The following is a 25,722-nucleotide window of genomic DNA, read 5'->3' on the forward strand; positions in this document are numbered from 1 at the left end:
CTCCGCCCCGCACCGCCCCTCCCCCCGACTACGTCGTCCAGACGATCGACTGGATCTCGCTGTACGCGTGCAGCGCGTACGAGCCGACGTCGCGGCCCACGCCCGAGCGCTTGAAGCCGCCGAAGGGGGCCTCCATGTTCCGGCCGATGGTGTTGACGCCGACCCCGCCCGCACGCAGGAGGCGGGCCACCCGGAAGGCGCGGGAGGCGTCACCGGACCAGACGTAGCTGATCAGGCCGTAGTCGGAGTCGTTGGCCAGGGCGACGGCCTCCTCCTCCGTGTCGAAGGGGACGACCACGACCACCGGACCGAAGATCTCCTCGCGGACCACCCGCATGTCGTTGGTGCAGTTCGTGAGGAGAGTGGGAGCCGTGTAGAAGCCCCTGCCGTCCGCGCGGACCTGCGGGCGGTCGCCGCCGACGGCGACGGTGGCGCCCTCCTTCCGGCCCAGTTCGACGTAGGACTCGATGCGGTCGCGGTGGGCCGCCGAGATCACCGGGCCGACGACCGTGCCCGGTGCCGTCGGTTCGCCGACCTTCATGAAGGCGAGGTAGCCGGTGAGCTTCTCGACCAGCGCGTCGTGGACCGGGCGGTGCACCAGGACGCGGGTCGGCGCGGTGCAGATCTGGCCGGAGTAGAAGGAGAAGGTGGTGCCGATGCCCATCATCGCCGCGTCGAGGTCGGCGTCGTCGAAGACGATGGCCGCGCCCTTCCCGCCGAGTTCCATCAGCTGCCGCTTCATGTCGCGGCCGCAGACCTCGGCGATGCGCCGGCCGACCGCCGTGGAGCCGGTGAAAGACACCATGTCCACGTCCGGGGAGTCGACCGCCGCCTCGCCGACCTCCACCGACCGTCCGCCCACGACGTTGACCACCCCGGGCGGGGCGCCCGCCTCCGCCAGGGCCTCCGCCATCCGGAACACCGACAGCGGGTCCTGCGGGGCCGGTTTGACCACCACCGTGTTGCCCATGGCCAGGGCCGGGGCCACCTTGCCCGCCGGGTTGGCCCACGGGTTGTTGTAGGAGGTGATGCAGGTGACCACGCCGACCGGCTGGCGCAGTTCCAGCGCGCCCAGGACGGACGCCTTCCCCATCGGGCCGGCCTCCGTGACCTGGGGCGGCAGTCCCTTCTCCACGGGTTCCAGGGCTCCGCGCGCGTACCGCCGGAAGCGGGACACGCCGACGCCGACCTGCATGCCGCGGGCGATCCCGGTGGGGGCGCCGGTCTCCGCCTGTGCCAGGGCCGTCCACGGTCCGTACTCGCGCTGGATGATGTCCGCGGCCCGGTCCAGGATCGCGGCGCGCTCCTCCGGCTTCGTACGGGACCAGGTCGCGAACGCATCACGGGCCGCCCGCGCGGCCTCGTGGACCTGGGCGCGGGAGGCCTCGGGGGCCACCCCGACCACGGACTCGTCCGCCGGGTTGACCACCTCGTAGTGGCCGCCGGCCGGCTCCACCCACTCGCCCCCGATGTACAGCCTGCCTTCCGTGTTGCCGCCCGACGATGTGCTCAACGGGTGCTCACCGTCCTCGTGTCGCGGCCGGAACGCAGGACGATGCCGGGGACGGCACCGGTGACCTCGTCGTCTCGGATGGTCTCGACGCCGTTGACGCGGACGGAGACCACGCCGATCGCGCGGGAGTCCAGGCGCGGGCTGTCACCGGGGAGGTCGTGGACCAGGGTGGCGGGGCCGGCGTCGATCCGCTCGGGGTCGAAGAGGACCAGGTCGGCGTGGTAGCCCTCGGCGATCCGGCCGCGTTCGCGCAGGCCGAAGAGCCTGGCGGGGTCGTCGCTGAGCATCCGCACCGCCTGCTCCAGCGGGACGAGCTTCCGGCCGCGCAGGCAGTCGCCGAGGAAGCGCGTGGTGTACGGGGCGCCGCACATCCGGTCCAGGTGCGCGCCGGCGTCGGAGCCGCCGAGCATGACGTCCTCGTGCTGCCAGGTCTCGGCGCGCAGCGCCCAGGTGGCCGGGTCGTTGTCGGTGGGCATGGGCCACAGGACGGTGCGCAGGTCGTCGTTGGCGCAGATCTCGACCAGGCAGTGGAAGGGGTCCTGGCCGCGTTCGGCGGCGATGTCGTTCACGACCCGGCCGGAGAGGCCCTCGTTGGCCTTGCTGTAGGTGTCGCCGATGACGTACCGGCCGAAATGGGCGAGCCGGCGGAAGACCCCGGCCTCCTTGCTGTCGGCGCGGCGCAGCATCTCGGCCCGTACGTCCGGGTCGCGGAGCCTCTCGATCCGCTCGGGGACGGGCAGGGCGAGGATCTCGCCCCAGCCGGGGATGAGGTTGAGGGCGCAGAAGGTGCCGAGCGACATGTTCATGGGGGTGAGGATCGGCATGGTGAGGGCGACGATCCGGCCGCCGGCCTTGCGGGCGCGTTCGCTGGGGACGAGCTGGCGGGGGACGCGTTCGGGGACGGCGGCGTCGATGGTGAGGACGTTCCAGTTGAGGGGGCGTCCGGCGGCCGCGCTCATCTCGACGAAGAGGTCGATCTCGTCGTCGGAGAACTGGTCGAGGCAGCCGGCGACGATCGCCTCCAGCTGGGTGCCCTCGTGCTCGGCGACCGCCCGCGAGAGGGCGAGCAGTTCCGCGGGCCGGGCGTGCCGGGAGGCGACGGGGGCGCCGTCGCCGTCGGAGTGGGTGGCGGACTGGGTGGTGGACAGCCCCCAGGCGCCGGCGTCCATGGCCTCGTGCAGCAGGTCGAGCATCTGCCGGAGCTGTTCCTCGGTGGGCTGCCCGCCGACGGCGGCCTCGCCCATGACGTGGCGGCGGAGCGCGCAGTGGCCGACCATGAAGCCGGCGTTGACGGCGATCCGCCCTTCGAGGGCGTCGAGGTACTCGCCGAAGGTGGACCAGGTCCAGTCGACGCCTTCCTCCAGGGCGGCCAGGGCCATGCCCTCGACCCGGCTCATCATGCGCCGGGTGTAGTCGGCGTCCTCGGGGCGGCCGGGGTTGAGCGGGGCGAGGGTGAAGCCGCAGTTGCCCCCGGCGACGGTGGTGACCCCGTGGTTCATGGAGGGGGTGGCGTACGGGTCCCAGAACAGCTGGGCGTCGTAGTGGGTGTGCGGGTCCACGAAGCCGGGGGCGAGGACCAGTCCGGTGGCGTCCTCGGTGGTCCGGGCCTCCTCGGTGATCCCGCCGGGCGGGGCTATCACCGCGATCCGGCCGCCCTTGAGGCCGACGTCCGCGACGCGTGCGGGGGCGCCGGTGCCGTCCACGACGGTCGCGCCCTTGATGAGGTGGTCGAGCATGACGTCCCTTCTCCTGGCCGGTCGTCTCTCCCGGCCGGCTGTCGGCATGCGTGCCGCTGCGGTCATGGGCGTGCCCCGGCCGGGGGCCGCCGGGCCGGCCGCGGCCCTGGCATGCCTCCGGCCGGGGCCGGTTCGGGACGGCGGTCCGGGAAGACGCCGTCCCTGTTCGGGGCCCGCCGTCAGGCAGACGCTTCGCGGAAGCGGGTCGTGCGGTGGACCGGGTCCGTGTCGATCTTCGGGATGACGTGCTCGCCGAGGAGCTTGATGGTGTTCATCGTGTCCTCGCGGGAGACCCCGGTCGGCAGGCCGAAGGAGAGCTGGTCCGCGCCGGCCTGTTCCCAGCGCTTGCACTGGGCGAGCACCTCGGACGGGTCGCCGCAGATCATCAGTTCCTCGGCGATGAGGAGCTCGATGATCTCCGCGTTGTACTCGGGGAGCGTCTCGGGCCACTGCGGGATGGCCTCGGGGCGCGGGAAGGTGTCGTGGTAGCGGAAGACCAGCGACTGGAAGCGGTTCATCCCGGCGTTGACGGCGATCTCCACGGCCTTGTCGTGGGTCTCGGCGCAGATCGCGGTCGAGGTCACCATGACGTTGTCGTTGACGAACGCACCGACCGCCTTGGCCTCCCGGATGGCGGTCTTGTACTGCTCCAGCACCCACTCCATGTCGGAGACCTTCTGGACACTGAAGCCGAGAACCCCGAGGCCCTTCTTCGCGGCCATGGCGTACGAGGACGGGGAGCCGGCCGCGTACCACATGGCGGGGTGGGCCTTGCCGTACGGCTTGGGGAAGATCTTGCGCGGCGGCAGCGACCAGTGCTTGCCCTGGAACCCCTCGTATTCCTCCTGGAGGAACATCTTGGGGAACTCCGCGATGGTCTCCTCCCAGATCTCCTTGGTGTGGTTCATGTCCGTGATGCCCGGCAGGAAGCCGAGGATCTCGTGGCTGCCGGCGCCGCGGCCGGTGCCGAACTCGAAGCGCCCCTTGGAGAGGTGGTCGAGCATGGCGACCTTCTCGGCCACCTTGACCGGGTGGTTGACCTGGGCGAGCGGGTTGAAGATGCCGGAGCCCAGGTGGATGCGCTCGGTGGCGTGGGCGAGGTACCCGAGGAACACCTCGTTCGCCGACAGGTGTGAGTATTCCTCCAGGAAGTGGTGCTCGGAGGCCCAGGCGTACTTGAAGCCGGACTTGTCGGCCTGGATGACGTACTCGGTCTCCTCGATCAGCGCCTTGTGCTCTGCCTCGGGGTCGACCTTGGACCGCGCCTCGGGCACGTATCCCTGCACAAAGATGCCGAATTCCAAGGGGGTTCACCGTCCTTTGATTTCTGACGCATCGTCAGATCGATGGGTTCGACTGTTCCATCCGCGGGATGCGACGTCAATACCTGACGACGCGTCAGAGAATGCTCACCCCGGCCATCCAGCCGCCGTCGATGACGAACGGCTGACCGGTGATGTAGGAGGAGTCCTCGCAGGTCAGGAAGAGGGCCAGGCGCGCCACCTCGGCCGGCAGGCCGGCCCGCCCCAGCGGCACCACCTTCCGGTACAGCTCCGCCATCGCCTCGGTGGCCTCGGCGGACGGCCCCTCCGGGTCCAGCAGCGCCGGATTGGCCATCGGGGTGTCCACCGCTCCCGGGCACATGGCGTTGACCCGGATGTTCTTCGCGGCGAGCTCCAGTGCGGCGACCCGGGTCAGGCCGACGATCGCCGCCTTGGTCGCGGCGTACGACCCGACGAAGGCCATCCCGGTCAGCCCGGTGTAGGAGGAGGTGTTGACGATGGTGCCTCCGCCCGCCGCCTCGATCTCCGGGGCCACGTTCTTGATGCCCAGGAACGCCCCCACCTGGTTGACCTGCACGATCTGCTGGAACTCGTCCAGCGGCGTGTTCACCAGCTCGTTGAAGCGCAGGATGCCGGCGTTGTTGACCAGCCCGTCGATCCGGCCGCCGAACGCCTCCTTCGCGGCCGCCACCGCCCCCGCCCAGTCCTCCTCGCGGCTCACGTCCAGCCGCACGTACCGGGCGTTCTCCTCCCCGATGTCCTTGGCGACCCGCGCGCCCTGCTCGTCCAGCACATCGCCGAGCAGCACCTTCGCCCCTTCGGCGGCGAACAGCCGGGCCTCCCGCTCACCCTGCCCGCGCGCCGCCCCGGTAACGATGACGACGCGCCCGTCCAGCTTGCCCACTACCCGTCTCCTTCGTCCTCGTCGTGACGACCGGGGTACGGCCGCCTCAGTCGTTGAGCAACGGGGCCACCTCGGCCCCGAAAGCGGTGATCTGGTCGCACAGCTCGCCCCGGTCCCGGCTCCGGAAACGCACCTGGATCTGGTCCACGCCCAGCGCCGCGTACTCGCGCAGCGACTCCGCCAGCCGCTCCGGCTTCCCGGTCAGGGTGCGGCGGCCGGTCTCCCAGCCGGGCTCACCGACGTAGAGGGCCTCGGTGATCGCGCCGATCTCGACCGGCTCCGCGATCCCGGCGGCCTCCCTCAGCTCGCGGATCCGGGCGATCTGCGCGGGCAGCCGGTCCCGCGGATCACCCTGCGGCAGCCAGCCGTCCCCGCGTACGGCGGCCCGCCGGACGGCGGCCGGCGAGGAGCCGCCCACCCACACCGGCACCCGCTCCTGGGCAGGCCGGGGCAACTGCCCCAGCCCCTGGAAGCGGAAGAACTCCCCTTCGAACTCCGGGAACTCCTCGGGCCCCAGCGCCACCCGCAGCGCGTCCAGCACCTCGTCCAGCACCGCGCCGCGCCGCTCGAAGTCGACCCCGAGGGCCTCGAACTCCTCCTGCACGTGCCCCGCGCCGACCCCGAGGATCAGCCGCCCGCCCGACAGGTGGTCGAGGGTCGCGTACTGCTTGGCACTGATCAGCGGATGCCGCAGCGCCACGATCGCCACATGGCTGAGCAGCCGTACGTGCTCGGTCACCCCGGCGAGGAAGGACAGGGTGGCGACCGGGTCGTACCAGACGGTGCTCATGGCGGCGGCGAGACGCCGCGGGATGGCCACGTGGTCGCAGGACGCCAGGTAGCCGAACCCGGCCCGGTCGGCGGCCCGGGCCACCTCGGCGAGATCGGCCGCCGTGGCCGACGCCTCCCAGGGCTCGGCGTAGATGGTGCTCTGCGACTGCACCGGGAGCTGCATCCCGTAGACCAGTCGCCCCTCCGGAAACACGCGCGCCACGGCACCCACCTCGTTCTGACGATCCGTCATAGGCAGGGGCCATCGTCTTATCTGACATAACGTCAGACAAGAGGTACGGCAGACGTCAGTCCTTCGACCAGACGACGAGCTTTCCCGTCACCGTGGGAGCGGACTCGTTCTCGCCGACCTTCTCCAGGACGGCCATCGCCACCGCGCCCTTGTCGGTGACCGAGCACAACGCCGCGCCCTCCACCAGGCCGCGGTCCGTCCACCTGCCGTTTCCGGGACTGACGGGGCCGAAGCCGGTCCCCGCCGCCGCGCGGCAGCTCTCAAAATCGTGCGGCTGATCCGCCCGGAGCACCCCGACCTGCCGCCCGGTGACCGACCTCAGCTCGATGACGCTCGGGCTGTTGTCCACCCCGCACGAGTGCCGGTTCGGCCGGTACTCGACCTCGATGCCCGCCGCCTGTTCGTCCTTCGGCCCGCTGTCACCCGTCGTCTCGACGTTCGTCGACACACCTGCGTCGAGATCCACGAGCTGGGTCTCCTCGCAGGACGGCGGCGAGATCCCCCACCGCCCCTGCCTCGCCTGGTACCCGGCCGGCGCCGTGAGGTCCTCGCGACCGGGCGCCCCGGATGCTCCGGACGGGGCGGACGCCGATCCGGACGCGGTGACCCCCGGGAGTGGCGCCAAGGAGGCGCCCGACGACGGCGACGCCGAGGCCGACGGCGTGGCGGATGGCCCCGACGGCGACGGCAACGACTGGGAGTTCGTGGGGGCGGCGGCAGGTGAACGGGACCCCGAGTCCCCGTCCGCGGTGGCGAACAGCGTGACGGCCGTTCCGATCACGGGAATCACGATCCCGATCACCCACCAGGCCCACCGCGGCTGGTGTCCCGCCTGCGCCTGCTGCCCGAACTGCGCCGCGTGGCCAGGCTGTCCCGGCTGCCCCGGCTGACCCGACTGTCCCGGCACGCCCCCCGGCGCATACGGCGGCGCGGTCGGCGACACGGCGGGAGGCGCGGCCGGCCTCGGCGGCACGGGCGGGGGCTCCTGCCCGTACGCCCGACGTGGATCAGGACGGCTCCCCGTTCCTCCGGTCACGCTCCAACTCCCCCTTGTCACAGACCGTGCTCCCGCGCACCGGCATCGTACGCTGGTCTGATGCGAACTCCCCGGCGGGCCGCCCGCGTTGTGATCCTGTCCCCCAACGGCTCGGTGTTCCTCTTCCGCGAGAACAACGTCGAGGTCGGCATCCACTGGCTGCCGCCCGGCGGCGGCATCGATCCGGGTGAGAGCCCCGAGCAGACCGTTGTGCGGGAGCTGCGCGAGGAAACCGGCTGGACCGATCTCACCCCGCAGCGGCTGCTCTGCACCTGGGAGCACGACTTCACCCACGAGGGCGTGCCGGTACGGCAGCACGAGCACATCTACGTCACCAGCGGCCCCGCCCGGGTCCCGAAGAAGATCGAGAAGGGTCGCGGAAGGTGGCAGTGGCTCGACCGGGCCGCCCTCGCGGCGCTCACTGAGCCCACGTGGCCGCCGGGCCTGCCGGAACTGCTGGCGGCACCGGCCGAGAACGGCCCGGTGCACCTGGGGCTCGTGCGGTAGGCACCACCATCCACCGGCGTCGGCGCGATCGGTCCGCACGCCGGTGGACAGGAGCGGGGACAGCCCAACACGATCCATACGTGCGGCAGTTCGCAGCGCCGCACATGCGGGTGATCATCACGGCGACGCCACCCCATGGCCCCTCACAAGGCCGTTGTACCTCCTGCAGGCCCCACCAGCCCCAGGAGCACCACGTGACGCCCACGCCCTCGCCCACCCCGACGCCCTCGGCCACAGCCCCCGACACCCCCCTCCGCCGCACCCTGGGCGAACGGCGCATCGGCCTGGTCGCCTGGCGGCTGCTCGTCCTGCAGGCCGCGCACCCGGCCGTCGCGGCCGGTATGGGCCGCTACTCCACCTACCGGAACCATCCCTGGCGCCGGATCGAGCACACGATGGACAGCGGCCGCCGGCTGTTCTTCGCCGGCCCCGAGGACCGGCAGCGCGAGATCGCCCGCCTGGAGCGCACCCACCGCCGGATCCGCGGCACCGACGACGCCGGGCGCCCGTACACCGCGGAGGACCCGGAGGTCCGTGCCTGGGTGATGGTGACGCTGTACGAGGCCATGACCGCCATGGGCGACCTCTCCGGGGACCCCCTCGGGCCCGCCGAACGCGACACGCTCTACGCCGAGTTCAAGCAGGTCTGCGAAGACCTCGGCATCCCCGCGGAGGTCCTCCCGGCCACCGCCGCCGACGTGCCGGCCTATATCGACCGGAACGTCCGCGAGGTCCTCGAATTCGGGGCCGTGGCCCGTCATCTGCTCTTCGACACGCTCCGCGAAGCCCCGGCGCCACGCCGGCTCGGCCGGCTCCGGCCCGCCTGGCCCGTGCTGCGCGTCGCCGTCTCGGCCGTGCTGACCGGCCTGACCATCGCCGACCTGCCCCCGGCCTGGCACACCCGCTTCGGCACGCCCCGGACCCGTACCGCCGCCGCCCTGTCCTGGACCCTGCACCACGGGGCGCGCCAGATCATGACCCGGCTGCCGGACCACCTGCGCTACCGCAGCCACCACGCCGACGACCGGCGGCGCGCCCCCGCTCCCCTCCCCCGTCCCCGTACGGCCGACTCCCGGCCGGCCCGCCTGGAGGCGTTCTTCCGCCAGGTCCTCGACCAGACCGGCGACGGACGGGTCGACTCCGCCGACCTCCAGGCGATGGTGCACAACGTGTGCTGGCAGCTGGAGCTCCCCGTCGAGCGCGAGGACCGCCTCTACGCCGCCTTCGAAACCTGGTGGAAGCAGCTGTGCGGGGCGATGGACGCGGACGGTGACGGCGGGGTGGAGTGCGCCGAGTTCGTGTCCGCGATGCTCAAGGGCGTCGACGGGGACCCGGGCTATCTGGATCGGGGCCTGGCACCGGCGATGCGGGCCCTGTTCCGGGCCGCCGACACCGATGCGAGCGGCCATCTGTGCGCGGACGAGTACCGCACCCTGTTCGGCGGCTCCCGCGTCCACCCGGCCGAGCTCAACGACGGCTTCCGGCAGCTGGACGCCGACGGCGACGGGCGGATCAGCGAGGAGGAGTTCACCGCCGCCTTCACCGACTTCTTCACCGCCCGTACGGACACGGTCGCGGGCGCGGCCCTGCTGGGGCGCCCCTGAGCCGATCCGGAACCGGGGCGGGCCCGTCTCCGGCACGTCCCGGGGACCGGCGGAGCCATGGCCCGGCCGGGCCCCAAACGGGCAGCCCGGCCCGAACGAGCCCACGCCGGACGAGCCCGCGGCCGAACGGGCCCACTCCCAACGGACGCTGCCCTGGCCCGGCAGCGCTCCGCCGTCGGCTCCGGCCCCGTCCTACCGGAACCGCCCGGCTCCGGGCACCCTTACCCCCGCCCACCCGGCGCCGGGCCCATACGCCGCGCGGCACCGGGTCTCCGGTCCGTCCCGCCCGACGGGGGACGGATAGGCTGCCGCCGGGCCGGGCGCGGTCCACGGGACGGGCGCGGGCACGGGCACACGCGCGGGGGGACGGCGGGAATGGCACTGCGGGACGGCGATCCGCGCTCGATCGGCGGATACGTCCTGATCGACCGGCTGGGCTCGGGCGGCATGGGAACGGTCTACTCGGCCCGGTCGGCGTCCGGCCGGATGGTCGCCGTGAAGCTGGTGCACCAGCAGTTCGCGGACGACTCCGAGTTCCGCACCCGCTTCCGGCAGGAGGTCGCGGCGGCCCGCCGGGTCAGCGGGGCCTTCACCGCGCCCGTACTGGACGCCGACCCGGATGCCGAACGCCCGTGGATGGCGACCCTGCTGGTGCCCGGCCGCACGCTCGGCTCCCGGGTGAAGGCGGACGGCCCGGTGGCCGGTGCGGAACTGCGGGTGCTGGCGCTCGGCCTGGTGGAGGCGCTGCGGGAGCTGCACACCACGGGGTTGATCCACCGCGACCTCAAGCCGGACAACGTGCTGCTGACCGTGGACGGCCCCCGGGTCATCGACTTCGGCATCTCGCGGGCCACCGGCCAGCAGACCCTCACCGCGACCGGCCAGATCCTCGGCACCCCGCCCTACATGTCGCCCGAGCAGCTGTCCGCGCCGCACCGGGTGACCCCGGCGTCGGACGTGTTCTCGCTCGGCTCGGTGCTGGTGTTCGCGGCCACCGGCCGCGGTCCGTTCGACGCCGAGTCCCACTTCATGACCGCCTACCGGGTGGTCTCGGACCCGCCTGAGCTGGGTCCGCTCACAGGACCCCTGCGCCGGACTCTGGAACGGTGCCTGGCCAAGGACCCGGCGGACCGCCCTGACCCGGGCGAACTCCTCTCCGCGTTCACCGCCGCCGAACCGGCGGACTGGGAGCCGCCGGTGGCGGCGTCCCCGGCCGCCGCGGAACCCGGCGCCGCCGAGGCCGGGGAAACCGGCGGCCCCGCTGCCACCGCCGGAGGCGCCACCCCCGTCGAGTCCACCCGCCCCAGCGGCCCGCCGACGGCTCCGGCGGACCTGCCCGGCCGGCCCGCCCTCGCCGGCCCCGCGGGACCGGCCGCCCCCGCCCGCCCGGATGCCGCCGGCACCAGGCCCCACCGCCGCTTCCTGCTCCGTACGGCCATGGCCTCGGTCACCGCCGTGGCGCTGATCGCCGGGGCCGTGCTCTACCTGGACCCGTCTTGGCGCACCGGCGCCCGGGTATCCGGCACGTCCGGCCCGGGCACCTCCCCTTCCCCGTCCTCCGCCACCCGGAGCGGCGAAGACACCGGCGTACTCGCCGCGTACGCCCCCACCGAGGGCGGCACTCCGGCCAACACCAACGCCTACGCCGACTCCCCCGAGCGCCGCCCGGCCGGCTGGCAGCCGTGGAGCGGCGCCGACGGGCTCGGCCCGTGCGTGTACGCCGACTCCTCGCTGGTCTGCACCACCACCGTCACGAGCGGCCGGAGCGAGGTGACCCGGCTCGACGCGGCCACCGGCCGGGTCCGGTGGTCGGTCCCGGTGGACGTGGTGGACAGCGAGGGCCCGGCGGTGACCGGCGACACGGTCGTGGTGCTCGGCGGCAAGGGCGGATTCCTCGGTTTCGCCCTGGCCGACGGGAAGAGCCGCTGGTCGGCACCCACGCCGCACATACTGCGGCGGCTGGCGGCGGACGGCGACCGCGCCTATGCCGTCACCCTCAAGGGCGAAGTGACCGCCCTGGACGCCTCCGTGGGACGCCTGCTCTGGAAGGCCCCGCCGGCCAAGGACTCCGTCGTCGGCTACCCCGCGCTGCGCGCCTCCGGCGGCAGGGTCTACGTGCAGGGCCTGGGCCAGAACCCGAACATGACCTCCTACACCTTCGTCAGCACCCTCGACTCCGCGAAGGGCACGCAGACAACGAGGGTGAACCTGTCGGACACGTGCGAGATACGCGGCCTGGCGGTGGCGCCGGCCGAGGAGCGCACGGTGTTCCTGTGCCACGGGGAGCACAGGCAGGGGGTGCTCCGCATGGACCCGGAGAAGGACGCAGCGGACCCGGAGAAGGACGCGTCGGTGGACATTCCCTTCGGCGGTCACGCCCTGTCGGGCCTTTCCACGGCGTCCGGGAAGATCTATTTCGCGGCCGCCTCGATCAGCGGAGAGCCGGGCTTCACGGAGCTGAACCAGGAGTCGGGCGGCAGCCTCTGGCGCGTCCCGCTGCCGGAGGAGTGCTCCGCACCGGAGCGGCCGGAGCAGGCGAACGCGGTGGTGGTGACGGGCGGGCTGGCGTACGTCCGCTGCGGGCCGGAGGGCCGGGTCGTCGACCTGGCCGCGCGAAAGACGGTCAAACGCTTCTCCGCCCCCGCCCGCACCGACCCGGAGGGCCCGGCCGGTTTCCTGGTGGTGGGCGGCCTGGTCTTCGCCCCGTCCGGCACGGGCTGGGCCGCGGTGGAGCCGCAGCCGCTGTAGCGGACCGGGCCCGCCCCGCTCGCCGGTGCGCTACTTTCTGAAGCCCATTGAGTCGTAGCGGTCGCACGCACAGGGAGAAGAGATGCAAAGGCGCATCTTATGTGGGGCATTGGCAAGCTTGGGAGCATTGGTTGCCGTGGGCCTCGTGGCTCTGGCGCTGTTCGGGGATCTGAACCGCGCCGATCAGGTGGCGAGCGTCAGCGGAGCCGTTGCCGGCGTTGTCGCGGCGGTGGTGTCCCTGGTCCTGCTTCTGCGGAATCAGGGCAGCTCTGGCCAGGCCATCACCATGCGGGCCGGACACGGCTCGCTCCTCGCCCAGGGCGACATCGAGCGGTCCCACGCCCGCGTTCCCAGCGGCGCTTCCTCACCGGTCGACGCCGGCGAGAACGTACAGATGGCCGCCGGCGACGGCGCCGTCCTCTCCGGCGGGCATCTTCGTGACGTGACGGCCGGAGAGGACGCCACACACTCATGACGCCTGAACCGGACTACCCCACTCCTGGAAACCAGAAGCGCCCTCTGCCGCCGCCGCCCAACTATCCTCCCGCCACCGCGTTCACCGCGGGCGATGGAGCGATGATGGCCGGCCGGGACGTGCGGGACACCGTCACCGGTCCGTCAATCGGCGGTGACAACTGGGGCACGGTCGCGGGTCGCGACATCGACAACTCACGGCGCACGACGAAGATCGGCGGAGCGTGGGGAGTCGCCATCGCCATCCTGCTGCTGGCCGGGACCGGCGGGGGCGTCTACTGGGCCACCCAGGGTGACTCGGTCTCGGGGATCGGCGCCCGGCCGGGCGAGGACGGAGTACGCGACACGTGGGTCGCTACGTCCGAGGCCGTACGAAAGGGCGACGGGGAAACCGTGTGTGCCCTCATGACCCCGGACTACCGGGCGCGGTTGGAGAAGGAGGTTCCGGACACCTGCGCCAAGGCCGTCGGTGAACTGTTCGCCAGCTCGGAGTCCGCCTCGCTCGACGAAGCCGCCTCGGGCAACCTGCAGAAGGTGAGTGTGCAGGGGGAATGGGCAGAAGTCGTTGAGGTGTGGCCGGATGCGCCGGAGCCGTCGTACCGGTACATGGAGCGCTTCGGCGACCGGTGGCGGTGGACCCATCGCGTCCTCTACGCGGAGTTCCACCCCGAGACGTGCACGGAGAGCGGCCGGACAGGGATCGGAACAGCGGACCCACGGTGCAGGCAGGATTCGCTCTTCCCGCCCGAGAGCTCGGGGTGACGACCCGCTCTGCCGAGGGCCCGCCCCCGCAGAGCCCTCACGGACGGACCACGGCACTGGCCGGGGTCCGTCCGCGGCCCCCGGAACCAGGAGGCGGGCGGCCCGACGACCGGTTCTAGGACGCGCCGCCCGGCCCCGCCCACAGGCCGTCCTCCGTCAGGCCCAGCAGGGAGATCGCGTTGCCCCGCACGATGCGGTGCACGTCCTCCGCCGGCAGATGGCCCATCTGGGCCTCGCCGACCTCTCGGGACTTGGGCCAGGTGGAGTCCGAGTGCGGGTAGTCCGTCTCGTAGAGGACGTTGCCCACACCGATCGCGTCCAGGTTCCGCAGGCCGAACGCGTCGTCGAAGAAGCAGCCGAAGACGTGCCCGGCGAACAGCTCCGACGGCGGGCGCGTGACCTTGTCGGCCACCCCGCCCCAGGCGCGGTTCTCCTCCCACACCACGTCGGCCCGCTCCAGGATGTACGGGATCCAGCCGATCTGGCCCTCCGCGTACATGATCCTCAGGTTGGGGAAGCGTTCGAACTTGCCGCTCATCAGCCAGTCGACCATCGAGAAGCAGCAGTTGGCGAAGGTGATCGTGGAGCCGACCGCCGGCGGGGCGTCCGCGGAGGTCGAGGGCATCCGCGAGGAGGACCCGATGTGCATGGCGATGACCGTCCCGGTCTCGTCGCACGCCCGCAGGAAGGGGTCCCAGTCGTCGGTGTGGATCGACGGCAGGCCCAGGTGCGGCGGGATCTCCGAGAAGGCGACCGCGCGTACGCCGCGCGCCGCGTTGCGGCGCACCTCCGCCGCGGCCAGCTCGGCGTCCCAGAGCGGGATCAGGGTCAGGGGGATCAGCCGGCCCCGCGCCTGGGGGCCGCACCACTCCTCCACCATCCAGTCGTTGTAGGCCCGTACGCCGAGCAGCCCGAGCTCGCGGTCCTTCGCCTCCGTGAAGGTCTGGCCGCAGAAGCGCGGGAAGGTGGGGAAGCAGAGGGCGGACTGGACGTGGTTGACGTCCATGTCGGCGAGGCGGTCGGGGACGGAGAAGGAGCCCGGCCGCATCTGCTCGTAGGTGATGACCTCCAGCCGGATCTCGTCGCGGTCGTAGCCGACCGCCGTGTCCAGCCGGGTCAGCGGCCGGTGCAGGTCCTCGTAGACCCACCAGTCGCCGATCGGCCCGTCGTCACCCTTGGCGCCCATGACCGGGGCGAACTTGCCGCCCAGGAAGGTCATCTCCTTCAAGGGGGCGCGCACGATGCGCGGGCCGGTGTCGCGGTACTTGGACGGGAGCCGGTCCCGCCAGACGTGAGGAGGTTCAACCGTGTGGTCGTCCACCGAGATGATCTTCGGGAAGGTCTCCATGCACCCCACGGTAGCGTCGATCTGACGAACCGTCAGCTAGTTGGGACGCGCTCGGTACACAGCAGGGCCCTGGCGGGCTGCCGCGCTCGCCCCAAACAGGGCAGACTGACCGTTGCACTCCACATCCGTCCGATCACGGAAGCAAGAACACCGGAGCAGGCACACCGAAGCAGGAACGCGCCGAAGCAGGAACGCGCAGAAGCAGGAACACAACCGTCACCGGCCCGGCCCATGAGAGGGGGAGACACATGGAAGGCACACCCGAGGCCGAACCGGCCGTCGGCGGCTCCCGGTTCGCCGTGCTCGGGCCCATCCGCGCCTGGCGCGGGACCGAGCCCCTCGCCTCCGGCAGCCCGCAGCAGCGCGCCCTGCTCGCCGCCCTGCTGCTGCGCGACGGCCGCACCGCCACCGCCCCCGAGCTCATCGACGCCATCTGGGGCGAGGACCCGCCGGCGCAGGCCCTTGCCACGATCCGGACCTACGCCTCCCGGCTCCGCAAGATCCTCGACCCCGGCCTCCTGGTCAGCGAGTCCGGCGGCTACGCCATACGCCTGGGCGACCTCGCCGCCCTCGACCTCGGAGTCGCCCGCGGCCTCGCCGGCGACGCCGAGGCGGCACGGGCCGGCGGAGACCGGTCCACGGCCCGCACCCTGCTCGGCCGCGCCCTGGACCTGTGGGAGGGCGAACCCCTGGCCGGCGTCCCCGGCCCGTACGCCGAGACCGAGCGCACCCGGCTCAGCGAGTGGCGGCTGACCCTGCTGGAGAACCGGCTCGACCTGGACCTGGAGACCGGCCAGCACGCCGAGGCCGTCTCCGAGCTCACCGCCCTCACCGCCGCCCACCCGCTGCGCGAACGCCTCCGCGAGCTCCTCATGCTCGCCCTCTACCGCAGCGGCCGGCAGGCCGAGGCCCTCGCCGTGTACGCCGACACCCGGCGCCTCCTCGCCGACGAGCTCGGCGTCGACCCGGGCCCCGAACTCGCCGCCCTGCAGCAGCGGATCCTGCGCGGGGACGCCGAGCTCGCCCGGTCCGCCGATCCGGCCCCGGCCGCCGCGCCCGTCCAGGTCCGGCCCGCCCAGCTGCCCGCCACCGTCTCCGACTTCACCGGCCGCACCGCCTTCGTCGACGAGCTCTCCGAAGTACTGTCCGGCGCCGGCTCCGAGGGCCAGGTCATGGCCGTCTCGGCAGTGGCCGGCATCGGCGGCGTCGGCAAGACCACCCTCGCCGTGCACGTCGCGCACGCCGCCCGCCCGCACTTCCCCGACGGCCAGCTCTACGTCGACCTCCAGGGCACCGACCCGCGCCCGGCCGAGCCCGTCGCCGTCCTCGGCTCCTTCCTGCGCGCCCTGGGCACCCCCGACACCGCCATCCCGGACTCGGCCGCCGAGCGGGCCGCGCTCTACCGCTCCACCCTCGACGGCCGCCGCGTCCTGGTCCTCCTCGACAACGCCCGCGACGCGGCCCAGGTCAGGCCGCTGCTGCCCGGCACCAACGGCTGCGCCGCCCTCGTCACCAGCCGGGTCCGGATGGCCGGCCTCGCCGGAGCGCACCTCGTCGACCTCGACGTGATGTCCCCCGAGGAGGCCCTCCAGCTGTTCACCCGGATCGTCGGCGCCGAGCGGGTCGGGCACGAGCGGCAGGCCGCCCTGGACGTGGTCGGCGCCTGCGGCTTCCTGCCGCTCGCGATCCGCATCGCCGCCTCCCGGCTGGCCGCACGCCGCACCTGGACGGTCTCCGTCCTCGCCGCGAAGCTCGCCGACGAACGCCGCCGCCTTGACGAGCTCCAGACCGGCGACCTGGCCGTGAAGGCCACCTTCGAACTCGGCTACGGCCAGCTCGAACCCGCCCAGCAGCGCGCCTTCCGGCTGCTCGGCCTCGCCGACGGCCCGGACATCTCCCTGCCCGCGGCCGCGGCCGTACTGGACCTCCCCGAGTACGACGCCGAGGACCTCCTCGAAACCCTCGTCGACTGCTCCCTGGTGGAATCGGCCGCGCCCGGCCGCTACCGTTTCCACGACCTCGTACGGCTCTACGCGCGTGCCTGCGCCGAACGCGACGAGCAGCCCCCGGCCGAGCGGGACGCCGCACTGTCCCGGCTGCTCGACTTCTACCTGGCCACGGCCTCCGCCGTATACGCCCTGGAACGCCCCGGCGACCGCCTCGTCGCCCACCTGGCCCCGACCCGCTACCCCGGGCTGGAGTTCACCGACCGGCACGCCGCGCTGGACTGGCTGTACGCCGAGGGGAACCCGCTGCTGGCCTGCGTACGGCAGGCGGCCGCGCGGACCGACGCCGAGGTGGGCGCGCTCCGGCGGGCCGCCGACCTGCTGCTGGCCGCCAAGGACCTGCTGGAGTCCGGGGCGAACTCCACGCAGTACGCCTCCGGGGCCGTGTCGCTGTGCGAGGCGGCGCGGGCGTCCGGGGACCCGTACGCCGAGGGCCGGGCCCGGACCGTCCTGACCAACGTCCACCTGGTCGCCGGCCGCTTCACCGAGGCCGATGACGAGGCCCGGCGGGCCGGACTGCTCGCCCGCGGCACCGGGGACGCGCTGTCCAGCTGCTGGGCGGCCAACGACCGCGGCATCATCGCCCTCTACGAGGGGCGGCACGCGGACGGCGAGCGGCACCTGCTGGAGGCCATCGACCGCTTCCGGGCCGACGGCAACAAGGTCGGCGAGGCCAGCGCGCTCTGCAACCTGTCCCGGATCCACGCGGCACTGGGACGGCTGTCCAGCGCCATAGAGCTGGCCGGGGAGGGCATCGCCATCTACGACCGGATGGGCCTGACCCTGCGCCTGGCCAACGGCCGCTACGCCCTGGGCATCGTGCTCGTCCAGGCGGGCCGGCCCGTCGAGGCCCTCGACCAGCTGACAGCCGCCCTGGCCCTGTTCCACGACAACCGGCAGCCGCTGTGGGAGGGGATCACCCACTACCGGATCGCCGAGGCCCACCTGGCGGCCGGACGGGCCACGCTGGCCGCCTCGCACGCCGAACAGGCCATCGCCCTGCGGGTGATGGGCGGTGAGTGGCGGCGGGCCTGCGTGGTGATGGTGCTCGGCCGGGCGCTGCACCGGATGGGGCAGCGGGACCGGGCACGGGCCTGCTGGATGGACGCGGAGATCGTCTTCGAGCAGCTCGGCTCGGCCGAACTCGCCGAGGTCAGGGCGCTGCTGGCGTCCGAACTGGCAGCCTGAACGAGGGCGTTCATCGTTCGTTTATCGCTGTCCTACATGATGGGTGCATCGACTCGCCGCGCCGGGGGCAGACGGGTCGGAACGAAGACCCGTTCGGCGGTCCGCGGGGGAATCGCCGAACGGGTAAGGCCAAGCCCCGCCCATTCAGGAGTGACGATGACGACGACCGAGAACGCGACGCCGGAGAACGGCGACATCGAGACGCTCGACAACCACGCCACCGGCATCGAGATCAAGCCGCTGGGCGAGCCCGCCACGGGCACCGGCACGGGCACCGCCCCGGCCACGGGCGCCGGCGCCGTTCCGGCCGAGGAACTCCAGACGCTCGACAACCACGCCACCGGCCCGCGCCCGTAAGGCACGGCCCGGCACGGCGCGGGGCCCCACGGGGGAACACGGGGGAACGGGGGACCCACGGGGGGATACGGGGGAACGGGGAACCCGCAGGGGACGCGGGGGAACCACAAGGGGGAAACACTCGGAGGTCCGTCGGGGGACGAGGACCCACCGGGGGGAACGGGGGACGGCGGCCGCGGTGGCCCGGAGGGGGAGCCACCGCGGCCGCTGCATGCGTGTTTCCGGGCAACTGTGCCTAAGGTGAGGCCATGTTCGCTCCGAAGGGCCCCAGCCTGCGTGAACTGGCCGTGCAGGCCATGTCGTCCACCGAGCACGGCTACGACCTGCTCGCGCCCAAGTTCGATCTGACCCCCTTCCGCACGCCCGACCGGATGCTCGACGCGGTCGAGGAGACCCTCGCCCGGTACGAGGACGGCTTCGGGGCCGGCCTGGACGTGTGCTGCGGGACGGGCGCGGCGATCCCCGTGCTCCGGCGGCTGTGCCGGGAGAGGGTGACCGGGGCGGACTTCAGTGCCGGCATGCTCGCCGAGGCCGAACGGGCCCACGGCGCCCGCGACACGGCCTCCGGGACCGGCCGGCCCGCCGTGGACTTCGTCCGGGCGGACGCGCGGGCGCTGCCCGCGGAGCTGCGGTCCTCGTACGACCTGGCGGTGAGCTTCGGGGCCTTCGGCCACTTCCTCCCGGCCGAGCGCCCCGCCCTCTTCGGCAGCGTGTACGGGGCGCTGCGGCCCGGCGGCGTGTTCGCCTTCCCGGTGCCGGCCCCGCTGCCGATGGCCTCGCCGTACTACTGGGCGACGGCCGGTTTCGACGCGGTGATGCGGGTGCGGAACGCGGTGTGGCGGCCCCGGTTCGTGATGTACTACCGGACCTTCCCGTTCGGCGGGGTCCGGGAGGACCTCCGCCGGGCCGGCTTCGCCGTGGAGACCCTCCCGCTGGAGCACTTCGGGCACCGGCCCGACGGCACTCCGCGCTGGCGCCTGCTGCTGGCCCGGCGGCCGTAGGGCCTGTCCGGCGGATCATGGCCGGGGCGACCCCGATCCGCCGGACAGGCTCTGGTCACCAGATCTTCGCGAAGACGAGCCGGGCCCGCTCGGCCGGGTCCGAGGAGTTCTCCCTGGCCCGGACGCGGTTGAGGTCCTCGTCGGTCAGCGCCCGTCCGGTGATCCGGACGTCGTCCACGGCCCCGCCGAAGAAGACCTTCTGGTCGGGCTGGGTGCCGACGTAGACCGTGAAGGCGTCGGACGGCTGGAAGTCCATGTCCTCCGGCGCCAGATCGGCGACCTGGCGGTAGCCGCCGTCCACCGACAGCTGGAGCTGGCTGCCCAGCCGCTGGAAGGCGACGTGGTGCCAGCGGTCGTCGTCGAACCGGCTCTTGGTCGACACGGTCACGGCGCGGGCGCCGCTGTTGGTCCGTGCCTCGATGCGGCCGTCGACCGTCTCCACCACCAGCTGCCTGTTGGCGGCGTTCTGGCCGGAGGCCCAGATCAGCGGTCGCCGGCCGGGGGTGTTGGAGAACTTCACCCAGGCGGTCACGGCGAAGTCCCCACCGCTGATGCGCAGCGAGTCCGCACAGCCGATCCGGAGGAAGTCGGCCGTGCCGTTGAGGGAGAGGGCCGTGCCGTCGGCGCGCGGGACCAGCTGCGGGTCACCGTGCACCAGGGCGTGGTTCTTGTTCGCGGTGCCGTCGCTGGTCCTGCGCGGGGTGAGGTCCTCGGCGGCGCCCTTGACCGCTCCCGGCGTGAAGGAGGTGAACACCAGGGAGCCTGTGGAGGCGGACTTCCCGGTCTCGTAGAGCAGGCCGACCTCGCCGGATCGCAGGAGGGCCATTTCCGAATAGCCGGCCCGGTCCCGGGCCACCACGGCGCCCTTCTCGGACCAGGTCTCCCCGCCGTCCTCCGAGGTGCGGACGGCGAGCGTCCAGCGGTCGGAGAACTCGCCGCCCTGGCGGGCCGGGGAGGAGAACAGCAGCGGGCCGCCGTCGGGCAGCTGCAGCAGGGAGCCGGAGACCGGCGGGGCGGGCAGGTGGGGCACCGGCTCGAAACCGGCGTCCGGGAAGCCGGGGGCGGTGACGTCGTCGATCACCGCGGACATCCGGTGGTCGTCGGTGCCGCAGGTCTGGATGGAACGGGCGTTGATGTAGACGCGGCCGTCCGGCAGCTGGCTGAGGGCCGGCTCGCCGGGTGCGGCCTGGCCCTGGGGCGCGTCCCAGCTCGCGCCGAGCTGCCAGGTGAGGCCGCCGTCGTCGCTGTGGTAGAGCATCGCGCCGTGGGAGTCGTCGCGCGTGCGGTAGTCGCCGGTGACGACCATGCGGCCGGGCTTGCCGGACTCGGTGGGCTGGAGCTGGATGCCGTGACCGGGGCCCACCGAGACCCATGTCCAGTCGTCGCGCTTGAGCTGGTCGAGCTGGGTGAGGGCGGCGGTCCAGGTGGCGCCGTTGTCGGTGCTGTGGGCCATGCGGAGTTCGCGGGGGGCGCGGACCCGGTCGCCCTTGGGCCCGGCGCTCCAGTCGTTGTACGCGTAGATCAGGGTGAGGCGGCCGGACTTGGCGTCGACCATGGGGACGGGGTTGCCGAAGCCGCCGGAGTCGTCGGCGCCCCGGATCACCTGGAGCTTGCCCCAGGTGCGCCCGTTGTCGGTGGACCGCTTCATGACCAGGTCGATGTCACCGACGTCCGAGCAGCTCTTGGTGCGGGCCTCCGCGATGGCCAGCAGGTGCCCGTTCCCGGTGCTGGTCAGGGTGGGGATGCGGAAGCAGTCGTAGCCCTCGGAGAAGGCCCGGAAGGGTACGGACACCTCGGACCGCAGCGGGCCCTCCGGCTTCTTCTCCGCGCTGTCCGAGCCGTCCCCTCCGGTTCGCAGCAGCACGACGATGCCCACGATGAGGACGGCGAGCGCGAGGATGCCCCCGAGGACGGGTATCTCCCAGCGGAACCGAACGACTGATCTTTGCCTGGTCACGCGTGCAGGCTAACCGGAGTCTCCCCCCGGGCCCGCCCGGGGCGTCCCGGGAGGGCCTCGTGATGAGCCCGCAGTAAGCCCGCCGTGACGCACGGGTCACCGCGGGCCCGGTATGCGGCCCGTGGGACGCCCGCCGTCACGCGAGGGACGCCCGGCGGGCCCGCAGCTCGGTCTTCAGGACCTTTCCGCTCGCGTTGCGCGGGAGTTCGGTCACGAACTCCACGGCCCGCGGCACCTTGTAGTTCGCCATCTCGCGCCGGGACCAGGCGATCAGGTCGTCCGAGGTGAGGGTGGAGCCGGGGCGGCGGACCGCGTACGCCTTGCCGACCTCGCCCAGCCGCGGGTCGGGGATGCCGACGACCGCGACGTCGGCGATGTCCGGGTGCAGGCCGAGGAGCTGTTCGATCTCCGCCGGGTAGGCGTTGAAGCCGCCGACGATGAACATGTCCTTGATCCGGTCGGTGATGCGCAGGTTGCCGTCCTCGTCGAGGACGCCGATGTCGCCCGTGCGCAGCCAGCCCTCGGGCGTGATGGTGCGGGCAGTCTCCTCCGGGTCCTCGTAGTAGCCGCGCATCACGTTGTGGCCGCGGACCTGCACCTCGCCCGGCTTACCGGGCGGCAGGGCCTCCCCGGCGGGACCGGTGACCCGTACCTCCGTGCCGGGGATGGCGCGGCCGGAGGTGGCGGCGACCACCTCGGCCGGGTCGCCCCTCCGGCACATGGTGACGATCCCGCCGGCCTCGGACAGCCCGTACGCGGTGAGCACGGTCGCGATCTTCAGTTCGGCCCGCAGCCGTTCCACCAGCTGCAGCGGCACCACGGCCGCCCCGGTGACCACCAGCCGCAGGGCGGACAGGTCGTGCTGGTCGCGTGTGGGGTGGTCCAGGACGGACTGGTGGAGGGTGGGCGGTCCGGGCAGTACGGAGATGCGTTCGGCGGCGACGTTGGCGAGCACGGTGTCCACGCCGAAAACCGGCTGCGGGACCATCACGGCGCCGCGCATGAGGCAGGCAATGATCCCCGCCTTGTAGCCGAAGGTGTGGAAGAAGGGGTTCACGATCAGGTAGCGGTCGCCCTCGCGCAGGCCGGCCAGCTCGCTCCACACCTCGTAGCAGCGGAGCGTCTGCGCATGGGTGATGACCGCGCCCTTGGGGCTGCCGGTGGTGCCCGAGGTGAAGATGATGTCGGAGGGGTCGCCGGGGCGGATCGTGTCGGCGCGCACCCGGACGGCCGCGCGGGGTACGTCGGCACCGTCGGCCAGGAACTCGGTCCAGGTCCGGAAGGTCTCCGGGGCGTCCTCGGCGAACACCACCACGTCCCGCAGGTCGGGCAGGCCGGGCAGCGGCCCGGTGCCGGGGCCCTCGGCGGCGGCCCGGCGCAGCGAGGCGACGTAGGAGGTGCCCAGGAAGGTGCCGGTGACGAACAGCAGTCTGGCGCCGCTGCGGCGCAGCACGTAGGCGGCCTCGGAGCCCTTGAAGCGGGTGTTGAGCGGGACGAGGACGGCTCCGGCGGTGACCGCGCCGAGCGCGGAGACGATCCAGTCGAGGGAGTTGGGCGCCCAGACGGCGACGCGGTCGCCGGGTTCCACACCGGCGGCGAGGCAGGCGGCCGCGGCCCGCTCCACCCGTTCGCCGAGTTCCTCGTAACGAATGCGCACTCGGCCGTCGACGACGGCCTCCAGCCCGGCGTACTGTTCCGCCGCCGCGCGGACCAGGCCCGGGATGCTGCCCCAGCGCAGATCGCCCCGCTCGTCCTCGGCCATCGCCCACCACCCTCACGGTCGCCAGTAGCTGACTATCCGTCAGATTAGCTGTAGCCTTCGCGGCTGTCAGCACACCGGTGCAGCACGCTTGAAGAGGTGGGGCGATGGCCGCAGGACTCAAGGACGCCACGGCGATAGTCGGGATCGGGCAGACCGCCTTCGCCAAGCGGCTCCCGCAGACCGAGAAGGAACTGGCCTGCCGCGCCATCCTCGCGGCCCTCGCCGACGCCGGCATAGAACCGGCCGAGGTGGACGCCTTTGCCTCGTACACCATGGAGGAGACCGACGAGGTCGAGGTCGCCAAGGCCATCGGGGCCGGCGACGTCACCTTCTTCTCCAAGGTCGGCTACGGCGGCGGCGGCTCCTGCGCCACCGTCGGCCACCTCGCCGCCGCGATCGCCACCGGACAGGCGACCGTCGGCGTCGCCTGGCGGTCCCGCAAGCGCGGGTCCGGCCCGCGCCCCTGGAAGAACACCGCCGTCCAGCTGCCCACGCCCGGCCAGTGGACCCGCCCCTTCGGACTGCTCCGCCCGGCCGACGAGATCGGCATGCTGGCCCGCCGCTACATGCACGAGTACGGGGCCACCCGCGACCACCTCTTCAACGTGGCCCTGGCCTGCCGGAACCGGGCCAACCAGAACCCGGCCGCGATGATGTACGAACGGCCGCTGACCCGCGAGATGTACATGACCGCGCGGTGGATCAGCGAGCCCCTCTGCCTCTTCGACAACTGCCTGGAGACCGACGGCGCACTGGCCTGCGTGATCGTCTCCGCCGAACGCGCCCGCGACTGCCGGCAGAAGCCCGTGTACGTCCACTCCGTCGCGCAGGGCCTGCCCGCCCAGCACCACGGCATGGTCAACTACTGGAACGACGACCCGCTGAGCGGCCCGGCCTGGACCGCCGCCCGCCACCTGTGGAAGCAGGCCGACTTCGGCCCGGCCGACATCGACGTGGCACAGATCTACGACGCGTTCACCCCGCTCATCCCGCTCTCCCTGGAGGGCTACGGCTTCTGCGGGCGCGGCGAGGGCGCCGCCTTCACCGAGGGCGGGGCACTGGAGACCGGCGGCCGGCTGCCGATCAACACCGGCGGCGGCGGGCTGTCCGAGGCGTACGTCCACGGCTTCAACCTGATCAACGAGGGCGTCAAGCAGCTGCGCGGCACCGGTACCGCGCAGGTCCCGGACGCCTCGACCTGCCTGGTGACGGCGGGCGAGGGCGTCCCCACCTCCGCGATCCTCCTCCGGAACTGAAAGGGAACGCCTCCCATGACCACCGATGCCGAAGGCTTCCTCCTCCCCGTCCCGGACGAGGACGGGGCACCCTTCTGGGAGTACGCCGCCCGCGGCGAGCTCCGCGTCCAGGCCTGCGCCGACTGCGGGCGGCTCCGCTTCCCGCCCCGGCCCTGCTGCCCGCACTGCCAGTCCTTCGCCTCCCGGTGGGAGCCGATGAGCGGCCGCGGCCGCATCTGGTCGTTCGTCCGGCCGCACCCGCCGCTGCTGCCCGCCTACGCGGCCCAGGCCCCCTACAACGTCGTGCTCGTGGAGCTCGCCGAGGCCCCGGAGATCCGGCTGGCGGGCAACCTGGTCTCGGCCCCGGACGCCCCGCTCGACTCGGTGGACCCGGCGCGGCTGCGGATCGGGGCGAAGGTGCAGGTGGCCTTCGCCGAGCAGGGCGGGATGACCGTGCCGCGCTGGCTTCTGGCGGCGTCATGAGCCTGACGGTCGAACGGGACAAGACCACCGGTGTCGCCGTCGTCACCCTGGACCGGGAACGCCGGCACAACGCGATCGACCTGGCGACGGCAGCGGAACTCGTGGCGGTATGGCGGGAGTTCCGCTTCGACGAGGACGTCCGGGCGGTCGTCCTGACCGGGGCCGGGACGGCGGCCTTCTGCACCGGCATCGACCGGGACGCGGAAGTGCCGCAGCCCGGCTCGCCGTACTCGGTGGACGACCCGCTCGCCGCCATCGGGCCCAAGGCGGGCGACCTGTGGAAGCCGGTGATCGCCGCCGTCAACGGGATGGCCTGCGGCGGCGCCTTCTACCTGCTGGGCGAGGCCGACTTCATCGTGTCCTCGTCCACGGCCACGTACTTCGACCCGCACACCGCGTACGGCATGGTGAGTGCGTACGAGGCGGTGTACATGGCCCAGCGCGTGCCCTTCGGGGAGGCGGCCCGGATGGCGCTGATGGGCACGGCGGAACGCGTCGGCGCGCAACGCGCGTACGAGATCGGCCTGGTCTCGGAGCTGACCGAACCGGCGGAGCTTCTGCCGTCCGTCCTCCGCACGGCCGAAACCCTGGCCGGCTTCCCCACGGAGGCGGTCCAGGGCACCGTACGGGCCCTGTGGTCGGCCAAACAGGCCGCCCTGCAGCAGGCCCTCGCCCAGGCACCGGCCCTGATCGCCCTGGGGAACCTCCCCCCGGACCGCCAGGCCGCCCTCTTCGCCTCGCGGCGTACATCACCGGGGTTCCGGGTGCGCTGAACGCGAGCCGGGCCGGGCCGG

General features: G+C 72.8%; 21 protein-coding genes. 12 read left to right on the forward strand and 9 right to left on the reverse strand.

Going from position 1 to position 25,722, the window contains the following annotated elements; genetic code table 11:
- Positions 1-28 precede the first annotated feature (28 nt).
- From ACGFQ9_RS11390 to ACGFQ9_RS11415, 6 genes are all read right to left on the reverse strand, one after another.
- Positions 29-1,513 carry an aldehyde dehydrogenase family protein gene (locus ACGFQ9_RS11390; protein WP_393573495.1) on the reverse strand — a complete coding sequence of 495 codons (1,485 nt, stop codon included), beginning with the start codon at positions 1,511-1,513 and terminating at the stop codon, positions 29-31.
- Positions 1,510-3,249, reverse strand: a complete 1,740-nt coding sequence (locus tag ACGFQ9_RS11395; protein WP_393573496.1) for an amidohydrolase family protein — start codon at positions 3,247-3,249, stop codon at positions 1,510-1,512. Before ACGFQ9_RS11395 ends, ACGFQ9_RS11390 begins: the two co-directional genes overlap by 4 nt.
- 179 nt (positions 3,250-3,428) lie before the next feature.
- Positions 3,429-4,553 (reverse strand): LLM class flavin-dependent oxidoreductase, encoded by a 1,125-nt coding sequence (locus tag ACGFQ9_RS11400; protein WP_393573497.1) that lies wholly within the window; start codon positions 4,551-4,553, stop codon positions 3,429-3,431.
- Positions 4,554-4,647: 94 nt separating this feature from the next.
- The gene (locus tag ACGFQ9_RS11405) at positions 4,648-5,436 is read right to left on the reverse strand and encodes an SDR family NAD(P)-dependent oxidoreductase (RefSeq protein WP_393573498.1); all 789 of its coding nucleotides are present in this window, start codon (positions 5,434-5,436) and stop codon (positions 4,648-4,650) included.
- Positions 5,437-5,482: 46 nt separating this feature from the next.
- On the reverse strand, positions 5,483-6,391 hold the full coding sequence (locus ACGFQ9_RS11410) for a TIGR03619 family F420-dependent LLM class oxidoreductase (RefSeq protein WP_393573767.1): 909 nt from the start codon (positions 6,389-6,391) through the stop codon (positions 5,483-5,485).
- Between the two features lie 124 nt (positions 6,392-6,515).
- The gene (locus tag ACGFQ9_RS11415) at positions 6,516-6,926 is read right to left on the reverse strand and encodes a hypothetical protein (protein WP_393573499.1); all 411 of its coding nucleotides are present in this window, start codon (positions 6,924-6,926) and stop codon (positions 6,516-6,518) included.
- A 73-nt stretch (positions 6,927-6,999) separates the two neighbouring features.
- On the opposite strand from ACGFQ9_RS11415, the gene ACGFQ9_RS11420 reads away from it, so the two are divergent.
- The 6 genes from ACGFQ9_RS11420 (at position 7,000) to ACGFQ9_RS11445 (ending at position 13,591) form a co-directional block, all read left to right on the forward strand.
- Complete coding sequence (locus ACGFQ9_RS11420; protein ID WP_393573500.1) at positions 7,000-7,350, forward strand: hypothetical protein; 351 nt, start codon at positions 7,000-7,002, stop codon at positions 7,348-7,350.
- 206 nt (positions 7,351-7,556) lie between these two features.
- Complete coding sequence (locus ACGFQ9_RS11425; RefSeq protein ID WP_393573501.1) at positions 7,557-8,003, forward strand: NUDIX hydrolase; 447 nt, start codon at positions 7,557-7,559, stop codon at positions 8,001-8,003.
- Between the two features lie 194 nt (positions 8,004-8,197).
- Positions 8,198-9,607 (forward strand): oxygenase MpaB family protein, encoded by a 1,410-nt coding sequence (locus ACGFQ9_RS11430; protein ID WP_393573502.1) that lies wholly within the window; start codon positions 8,198-8,200, stop codon positions 9,605-9,607.
- A 375-nt stretch (positions 9,608-9,982) separates the two neighbouring features.
- Complete coding sequence (locus tag ACGFQ9_RS11435; RefSeq protein WP_393573503.1) at positions 9,983-12,355, forward strand: PQQ-binding-like beta-propeller repeat protein; 2,373 nt, start codon at positions 9,983-9,985, stop codon at positions 12,353-12,355.
- A gap of 145 nt (positions 12,356-12,500) precedes the next feature.
- A complete protein-coding gene (locus tag ACGFQ9_RS11440) occupies positions 12,501-12,830 on the forward strand; it encodes a hypothetical protein (protein ID WP_393573504.1) in 330 nt (109 codons plus the stop codon).
- The gene (locus tag ACGFQ9_RS11445) at positions 12,827-13,591 is read left to right on the forward strand and encodes a hypothetical protein (RefSeq protein WP_393573505.1); all 765 of its coding nucleotides are present in this window, start codon (positions 12,827-12,829) and stop codon (positions 13,589-13,591) included. Before ACGFQ9_RS11440 ends, ACGFQ9_RS11445 begins: the two co-directional genes overlap by 4 nt.
- 115 nt (positions 13,592-13,706) lie before the next feature.
- Here the strand turns inward: ACGFQ9_RS11445 and ACGFQ9_RS11450 are convergent, their stop codons facing one another.
- Positions 13,707-14,939, reverse strand: a complete 1,233-nt coding sequence (locus tag ACGFQ9_RS11450) for an amidohydrolase family protein (protein WP_393573506.1) — start codon at positions 14,937-14,939, stop codon at positions 13,707-13,709.
- A gap of 248 nt (positions 14,940-15,187) precedes the next feature.
- Here ACGFQ9_RS11450 and ACGFQ9_RS11455 point away from each other — a divergent pair, with 248 nt between their 5' ends.
- The 3 genes from ACGFQ9_RS11455 (at position 15,188) to ACGFQ9_RS11465 (ending at position 19,491) form a co-directional block, all read left to right on the forward strand.
- Complete coding sequence (locus ACGFQ9_RS11455; protein ID WP_393573507.1) at positions 15,188-18,133, forward strand: BTAD domain-containing putative transcriptional regulator; 2,946 nt, start codon at positions 15,188-15,190, stop codon at positions 18,131-18,133.
- 156 nt (positions 18,134-18,289) lie between these two features.
- On the forward strand, positions 18,290-18,490 hold the full coding sequence (locus ACGFQ9_RS11460; protein ID WP_393573508.1) for a hypothetical protein: 201 nt from the start codon (positions 18,290-18,292) through the stop codon (positions 18,488-18,490).
- A 248-nt stretch (positions 18,491-18,738) separates the two neighbouring features.
- Positions 18,739-19,491, forward strand: a complete 753-nt coding sequence (locus ACGFQ9_RS11465; protein ID WP_393573509.1) for a class I SAM-dependent methyltransferase — start codon at positions 18,739-18,741, stop codon at positions 19,489-19,491.
- A 55-nt stretch (positions 19,492-19,546) separates the two neighbouring features.
- On the opposite strand, the gene ACGFQ9_RS11470 is transcribed toward ACGFQ9_RS11465, so the two are convergent.
- Together ACGFQ9_RS11470 and ACGFQ9_RS11475 are read right to left on the reverse strand one after the other, a co-directional pair.
- Positions 19,547-21,448 (reverse strand): exo-alpha-sialidase, encoded by a 1,902-nt coding sequence (locus ACGFQ9_RS11470; protein ID WP_393573510.1) that lies wholly within the window; start codon positions 21,446-21,448, stop codon positions 19,547-19,549.
- 136 nt (positions 21,449-21,584) lie between these two features.
- Positions 21,585-23,210 (reverse strand): FadD3 family acyl-CoA ligase, encoded by a 1,626-nt coding sequence (locus tag ACGFQ9_RS11475; RefSeq protein WP_393573511.1) that lies wholly within the window; start codon positions 23,208-23,210, stop codon positions 21,585-21,587.
- A 104-nt stretch (positions 23,211-23,314) separates the two neighbouring features.
- Here ACGFQ9_RS11475 and ACGFQ9_RS11480 point away from each other — a divergent pair, with 104 nt between their 5' ends.
- The 3 genes from ACGFQ9_RS11480 to ACGFQ9_RS11490 are packed head-to-tail and all read left to right on the forward strand — an operon-like array spanning position 23,315 to position 25,701.
- Positions 23,315-24,466 carry a lipid-transfer protein gene (locus ACGFQ9_RS11480; RefSeq protein WP_393573512.1) on the forward strand — a complete coding sequence of 384 codons (1,152 nt, stop codon included), beginning with the start codon at positions 23,315-23,317 and terminating at the stop codon, positions 24,464-24,466.
- Between the two features lie 15 nt (positions 24,467-24,481).
- On the forward strand, positions 24,482-24,928 hold the full coding sequence (locus ACGFQ9_RS11485; RefSeq protein WP_393573513.1) for a Zn-ribbon domain-containing OB-fold protein: 447 nt from the start codon (positions 24,482-24,484) through the stop codon (positions 24,926-24,928).
- Positions 24,925-25,701 carry an enoyl-CoA hydratase/isomerase family protein gene (locus ACGFQ9_RS11490; RefSeq protein ID WP_393573514.1) on the forward strand — a complete coding sequence of 259 codons (777 nt, stop codon included), beginning with the start codon at positions 24,925-24,927 and terminating at the stop codon, positions 25,699-25,701. Before ACGFQ9_RS11485 ends, ACGFQ9_RS11490 begins: the two co-directional genes overlap by 4 nt.
- Positions 25,702-25,722: the final 21 nt, after the last annotated feature.

This window comes from Streptomyces sp. NPDC048603 (assembly GCF_043199475.1).
In the GTDB taxonomy this organism is placed as follows: domain Bacteria; phylum Actinomycetota; class Actinomycetes; order Streptomycetales; family Streptomycetaceae; genus Streptomyces.

Coding starts and splice junctions, on each gene's coding strand:
- ACGFQ9_RS11425 (WP_393573501.1), top strand. CDS start 7,557: ATGCGAACTCCCCGGCGGGCCGCCCGCGTTGTGATCCTGTCCCCCAAC.
- ACGFQ9_RS11475 (WP_393573511.1), bottom strand. CDS start 23,210: ATGGCCGAGGACGAGCGGGGCGATCTGCGCTGGGGCAGCATCCCGGGC.
- ACGFQ9_RS11485 (WP_393573513.1), top strand. CDS start 24,482: ATGACCACCGATGCCGAAGGCTTCCTCCTCCCCGTCCCGGACGAGGAC.
- ACGFQ9_RS11410 (WP_393573767.1), bottom strand. CDS start 6,391: ATGCAGCTCCCGGTGCAGTCGCAGAGCACCATCTACGCCGAGCCCTGG.
- ACGFQ9_RS11445 (WP_393573505.1), top strand. CDS start 12,827: ATGACGCCTGAACCGGACTACCCCACTCCTGGAAACCAGAAGCGCCCT.
- ACGFQ9_RS11455 (WP_393573507.1), top strand. CDS start 15,188: ATGGAAGGCACACCCGAGGCCGAACCGGCCGTCGGCGGCTCCCGGTTC.
- ACGFQ9_RS11395 (WP_393573496.1), bottom strand. CDS start 3,249: ATGCTCGACCACCTCATCAAGGGCGCGACCGTCGTGGACGGCACCGGC.
- ACGFQ9_RS11480 (WP_393573512.1), top strand. CDS start 23,315: ATGGCCGCAGGACTCAAGGACGCCACGGCGATAGTCGGGATCGGGCAG.
- ACGFQ9_RS11450 (WP_393573506.1), bottom strand. CDS start 14,939: ATGGAGACCTTCCCGAAGATCATCTCGGTGGACGACCACACGGTTGAA.
- ACGFQ9_RS11435 (WP_393573503.1), top strand. CDS start 9,983: ATGGCACTGCGGGACGGCGATCCGCGCTCGATCGGCGGATACGTCCTG.
- ACGFQ9_RS11460 (WP_393573508.1), top strand. CDS start 18,290: ATGACGACGACCGAGAACGCGACGCCGGAGAACGGCGACATCGAGACG.
- ACGFQ9_RS11490 (WP_393573514.1), top strand. CDS start 24,925: ATGAGCCTGACGGTCGAACGGGACAAGACCACCGGTGTCGCCGTCGTC.
- ACGFQ9_RS11465 (WP_393573509.1), top strand. CDS start 18,739: ATGTTCGCTCCGAAGGGCCCCAGCCTGCGTGAACTGGCCGTGCAGGCC.